At 67.2% G+C, this 5,357-nt stretch carries 5 protein-coding genes; 2 read left to right on the top strand and 3 right to left on the bottom strand.

What is annotated here, in order from left to right:
- Positions 1 to 701, bottom strand: a 701-nt coding sequence (locus MR825_RS07740; protein WP_353845874.1) for an ATP-dependent metallopeptidase FtsH/Yme1/Tma family protein, incomplete at its 3' end; no start/stop codon positions are given.
- A gap of 305 nt (positions 702 to 1,006) precedes the next feature.
- Here MR825_RS07740 and rlmB point away from each other — a divergent pair.
- Positions 1,007 to 1,774 carry a 23S rRNA (guanosine(2251)-2'-O)-methyltransferase RlmB gene (rlmB, locus tag MR825_RS07735; protein WP_186908177.1) on the top strand — a complete coding sequence of 256 codons (768 nt, stop codon included), beginning with the start codon at positions 1,007 to 1,009 and terminating at the stop codon, positions 1,772 to 1,774.
- 73 nt (positions 1,775 to 1,847) lie between these two features.
- The gene (locus MR825_RS07730) at positions 1,848 to 4,013 is read left to right on the top strand and encodes a hypothetical protein (protein ID WP_287879972.1); all 2,166 of its coding nucleotides are present in this window, start codon (positions 1,848 to 1,850) and stop codon (positions 4,011 to 4,013) included.
- Between the two features lie 180 nt (positions 4,014 to 4,193).
- Here the strand turns inward: MR825_RS07730 and MR825_RS07725 are convergent, their stop codons facing one another.
- Positions 4,194 to 5,036: a DUF4358 domain-containing protein gene (locus MR825_RS07725; protein WP_287879970.1), complete on the bottom strand. Its 843-nt coding sequence runs from the start codon at positions 5,034 to 5,036 to the stop codon at positions 4,194 to 4,196.
- Positions 5,037 to 5,126: 90 nt separating this feature from the next.
- On the bottom strand, positions 5,127 to 5,357 hold a 231-nt coding region (locus MR825_RS07720; RefSeq protein ID WP_287879968.1), incomplete at its 5' end, for a YbaK/EbsC family protein.

Genomic DNA, 5,357 nt, shown 5'->3' with positions numbered 1-5,357 from the left:
GTGTACTTTTGGGGATTGTGGAGATAGTCGATGATCTCCACCAGACTCTCCTTGGCCTCGTCCTGCCCGGCCACGTCCTTAAAGGTCACGCCGGTGGATTTTTCGACATAGACCTTGGCGTTTGCCTTGCCCACGCCGCCCAGGCCGCCGCCCATCTTGCCGGCCATATTGCGGAACAGGAAGGAGAAGAGCACCACCATCAGCACCATGGGCAGCACGTAGCTGATGAGCAGGCTGACGATGGGGGAGAGGGGCTCCTCATAGGGGGAGCCGTACTGGACCACGCCGTACTCCTCCAGCAGGGGGATCAGGCCGTCATCCCGCACGTTGGCCGTGGTGGGAGGCGCGCAGTAATAGGTCTTCTGGGTGGTGTTCAGGGTCTCCAGCGGGGGCAGGCCCAGCTGGCTCTCGGGGCTGGGGCTCTCCGCCGGGGCGGCGCTCTCTTCGGCCGGTTCGGTCTTGGGGTAGATGGTGTACTTGGCGCTGGTCATCTCCACCGCTTCCACTTTGCCGTCCATCACCATCTGGCGGAATTCGCCGTAGGTGATCTCCTGCGTATGGGCCGAACGGGCCATGGAAGTGGCGTAGTTTACCAGTACGGTGATGACCAGGGCCCACAGGATGATGGAAATGATGGCGGTGGCGTTGCGCTTGCCGCCGGCCCCCCCGCCTCTGCCGCCGCTGTTACGATTATCGGGCATGAAATGTATATCCTCCTTGGAACGAATCGCTCGCAATTATTTTCGGTATGGAACGAAAATGCGGTAAGACTGTTATAGCACACACCACCCCAAAAAACAAGGAAACCGGCGGGGAAACCTGTAAACTTTCTATGAAATCGGCCCACCGGGACGGTATTCCGCCGAACCAAACGGCGCTTTGCGGCGGCCGGCGGCCGTGGGCGCGCCGCCTTGCTTTTCTGTTACAGGCGCATTTTTGGCTTTTTCTGTACGCCGTCTTGTGGTATACTGTTGCCGTTATCACACGGGGAAAGGCGGGACAAGCCATGAAGGAGCGCAGGATGGAGGCCCAGGCCGAGGCCGACGGCATCATCGAAGGGCGCAACGCCGTGTTGGAGGCCCTCCGGGCCGGTACCAGCATCGACAAGATCTATCTGGCCCGCGGCGAGACCGACGCCGCTCTGGGGCATATTGCGTCCACGGCCCGGGACAAGGGCATCGTGGTGGTGGAGGCCGACCGCCGCAAGCTGGACGGCATGAGCCGCACGCACGCCCACCAGGGCGTGATCGCCCTGGCGGCCGTGCGGGAGTATGCCAGTGTGGACGATATTCTGAACGCGGCGCGTGAAAAGGGCGAGCCGCCCCTGATCGTGGTGTGCGACGAGCTCTCCGATCCCCACAACCTGGGCGCGGTGATCCGCACCGCCGAGTGCGCGGGGGCCCACGGGGTCATCATCCCCAAGCGCCGCAGCGCGGGGCTCACCGCCGTGGTGGCCAAGACCTCCGCCGGGGCGGTCTCCCATGTTCCGGTGGCACGGGTGGCCAATCTGCCCGCTCTGCTCCGTCAGCTCAAGGACGAGGGCGTCTGGGTCTTCGGCACCGACGCCGGCGGGGACCGGCTGCTGTACGAGGCCGACCTGAAGGGTCCCGCCGCCATCGTCATCGGCAGCGAGGGCTCCGGCATGGGGCGTCTGGTGGGTGAAAACTGTGATTTTCTGGTGCGGATCCCCATGCGGGGAAAGCTGAATTCGCTCAACGCCTCTGCGGCGGCGGCCATCCTTTTATACGAAGCCGTGCGCCAGAGGATGCTCTGACGATGATCTTCACGTCCGCCTCCGCCGTGCACCCACGGCTGGAACCGGACTGGAATAACGGGTGATATGACACATGGCAAAGGACCGGGACGACGAACTGAATAAAGGCCCCTCCAGCGGGGAAGAGACGTTTTCCCTGGAGGAGATCATGGCGGAGTTCGGCGCCGGGCGGGGCAAGCGCCCCGTGGGCGACGACACCATCCCTTTTCCCACCGTCCCCTCCGCCGCCTCCCCCGCCCCCACCGGGCGCAGGCCCGGCAAGGTAGTCTCCTTCCCCGGCGCCCCCGCGCCCGCTCCGGCGCCGCCGGAGGAAAAGGTGGTGGAGTTCCCCGCCGCCGCCCCCCCGCCGGAGGAGCCGGCGGGGGCGGAAGCGCCGCCCGGGGCCGAAGTGCCCGCCCCGGCCTCGGACAACCCCATTGCGGAGGGGCTCAACCGTCTGATGCAGAAGGCGGACGATTACGCGGGGCATATGTTTGAGGAGGAGGGCGCCGAGCAGGACGAGGCCGTCCGCCGGGCCGAGCGGTATATCCCAGGCACCGACGAGGAGGCGCCGGAGCAGGCGCGGCGGGAGCGCCGGAAGCGCCGTGCGCCGCCGCCCGCCCCCGACCTGCCCCCGGCGGACCTGGCCCGCCGTTACCACAAAGGGCTCAAATCCCTGCGTGTGCGGAGCGTACTGGCCTTTTTGCTCTGCCTGCCGATGCTCTACCTGACCCTGGCCCCCCTGTTCCCCCTGCCCCTGCCCGCTCCGCTGACCCCACGCCTCCAGACGCTGGCCCTGGCCGGGCTGCTGGTGCTGGTGCTGCTGCTGGGGGTGGATGTGCTGGCCCGGGGGCTGTTCCGGCTCTTCCGGCTGGAGCTGGGCATGGATACGCTGCTGGTGTTTTCCTGCGCCGCCACGCTGGCCGACGCGCTCACCCTTCCGCAGCTGGACCCCCGGGACGGGCAGCTGCCTTACTGCGCCGCCGCCGCGCTGGCGGTGGCGTTCCTGCTGCGGGGCACTTGGCTCAAGCGGCGGGGACAGCGGCTGGCCTGCCGCACGGCGGCCTCCGCGTCCGAGCCCTATCTGGTCACCCTGGACGAGGGGAAATGGAACGGACGGGATACCTATTGCAAGTGGTCGGGCGCTCCCATCGGCTTCGGCCGCCAGATGCAGGCCGCCGACGGAGCCGAGCGCATCTTCCACCGCTTCTGCCCGCTGCTGTTTGTGGCCTGCCTGGTGCTCTCCCTGGTGGCCTCCGTGGGCATGGGCGCGCCGGAGCGGCTGCTGTGGTGCCTCTCCGCCACCCTGGCGTCGGCCTCCTCCTTTTCGGGGGCCCTGTGCTTTGGCACGCCGTGGCATAAGCTCTCCCGCCGCCTGTCCAAGTCCGGGGCCGCCATCGCCGGATGGGACGCGGTCACCAGCACGGGCGTGGGCAGCGGCATCCTGCTCACCGACGCCGATCTTTTCCCGCCCGGCTGCGTCTCTCTGAACGGCATCAAGGTCTTCGGGGACTTTTCCGTAGACAAGGTGGTCTCCGCCACCGCCACCCTGATCCGGGATTCGGGCAGCGGGCTGGACAAAATCTTTCACGACCTGCTCCGCTCCCAGGGCTGTGTCTACCGCCGCGCCCAGGACCTGTGCTGCTACGAAGGGGGCGCGGGGGCGCTCATCCGCGGGGAACAGGTGCTGGTGGGCTCCTCCGCCTTCATGCACCTGATGGACGTGGAGCTGCCTCAGGGCCTCAATGTAAAAAACGCCGTCTTTTGCGCGCTTGACGGGGAGCTGGCGGGTATTTTTGCCCTCAACTACTCGCTTCACGGGCTGATCGAGCCCTCCCTCAACGCCCTGATCCGCAACCGGATCACCCCCGTGCTGGCCACCCGGGACTTCAACCTGATCCCCGCCATGCTCCGCCAGCGCTTCAAGCTGCCGGTGGAGAAGATGGAGTTCCCGGCGGTGGAGCGGCGGCGGGAGCTGTCCGGAGCGGAGCAGTCCCACAGCGATATCCTGACCGCCGTCCTCTGCCGGGAGGGCCTGGGGCCCTATTCGGAGGCAGTGGTGGGGGCCGCCCGGCTGCGCCGGGCCGTGCGCTGCTCCGCGGTGCTCGCCTGCGTCGGCGCGGCTGTCGGCGTGCTGCTGGCCTTCTATCTCACCTCCGTGGGGGCCTACTCCTCGCTGTCTCCTTCCAACCTGCTGGTATTCCTGTTCATGTGGCTGGTGCCCACCCCGCTGATCTCCGGCTGGGTGGACCGGTATTGACCCGGACAGAAGAGGCTCCCCGGACGGCTTGGGCCGTCCGGGGAGCCTCTTCTGAGTCTCTGGAAGCGCCGGCTCGCCGCACGCAGGAGTTGTCCGCCAGAAGCGGACAACTCCCCAGGCTGCCGAAGACCCCTCCCGCAGGAGCGCCCGGGGCGGAGCCGGCCGGTATGGGGGCGCAAGTCAGTTCAGCGCGGCCAGAGCGGCGGTAAAGGCTGCCTCGCCGGCGTCGGCGTTCTCCGCGATCAGGAAAAGCACATACCCGTCCTGCACCAGCAGGCGGGCGTCCTGCACCTTGGGCAGATTCTGGGGCAGATACCAGGAGAACGTGTCCTCCTGGCTCTGGCGGTAGGTCTCCAGAGCGGTCTTGACGGCCTGCGTGTCGGCGCCCTCGGCCAGCTTGCCGAGAACCAGGGTGTCGGGGCTGACCATCATGGGGAAGAAGCCGACAGCCTGCTCAAAGGCGTCGGCGGGCAGGCCGTAGGTCTCGGCCATCCCCTGCGCGTCGGTCTTCATGCCGTAGCCCATGCCCGACGCATCCATGATCTGATAGGCCAGCTTCACCAGCGGCGCGTTGTTGGGGGTGGTGATGGCAAGGCCGTCTTCCGCGGCTTCCACCGTGTACCCCTCCAGCCCCTCCAGAAGCGCGGCGGGCAGGAAGGTGACGCCCTGCACCACCCGGGCGGTCACGCCTTCGGCCGCCGTGTCGTTGACGGTGACCGATCCGGTGGCAAAATCCACGCTGATCACGTTCCCGTCCAGATAAAACGCGCCGGTATTCTCCTCTTCGTACCAGGCGGCGGAGCCGTGATCGGACTCGGCCACCAGGCGCATGGGCAGCAGCCCCTGGCCGGACACGGCGGGGACCCCGGCGGTGTCCAGCGCCTGTCCGTTGACGGTAATGGCGCCGGCGCAGGCCGTGGGCTTGGGGGAAATGAGCCGCTCGGGCTCACCGGCCAGGGCGCCGATGGACAGGGCGCCGGTCAGGGTCACGGCCAACGCCAGTGCGGGAAGCTTTTGGTTCATATTCTGCATTCTCCTTGTCGTTCAAACTACCGGGCTTACCCGGCCATGTTACATCAGACGGACCGGGGCGCAAAAAGTTCCCCCGGGCGTTTATTTCCCCACCGGGGCGAAGCTGCCCCGGCTCAGGCGGCACAGGTCGTCCGGCGCCAGCTCCACCTGGGCGCCGATGCGCCCGGCGCTTACCGTCATGGTCTCCCGTCCACGGGCGCTCTCGTCCAGCACGGTGGTAAACTGCTTTTTCATCCCCAGCGGGGAACAGCCCCCGTGGACGTATCCGGTCAGCGGAAGCAGCTGGGCCTGCCGGATCATCTCGATGGATTT

Source organism: Lawsonibacter sp., from assembly GCF_022777125.1.
In the GTDB taxonomy this organism is placed as follows: domain Bacteria; phylum Bacillota; class Clostridia; order Oscillospirales; family Oscillospiraceae; genus Lawsonibacter_A; species Lawsonibacter_A hominis.
This window is presented reverse-complemented; position numbering and strand designations above follow the sequence as displayed.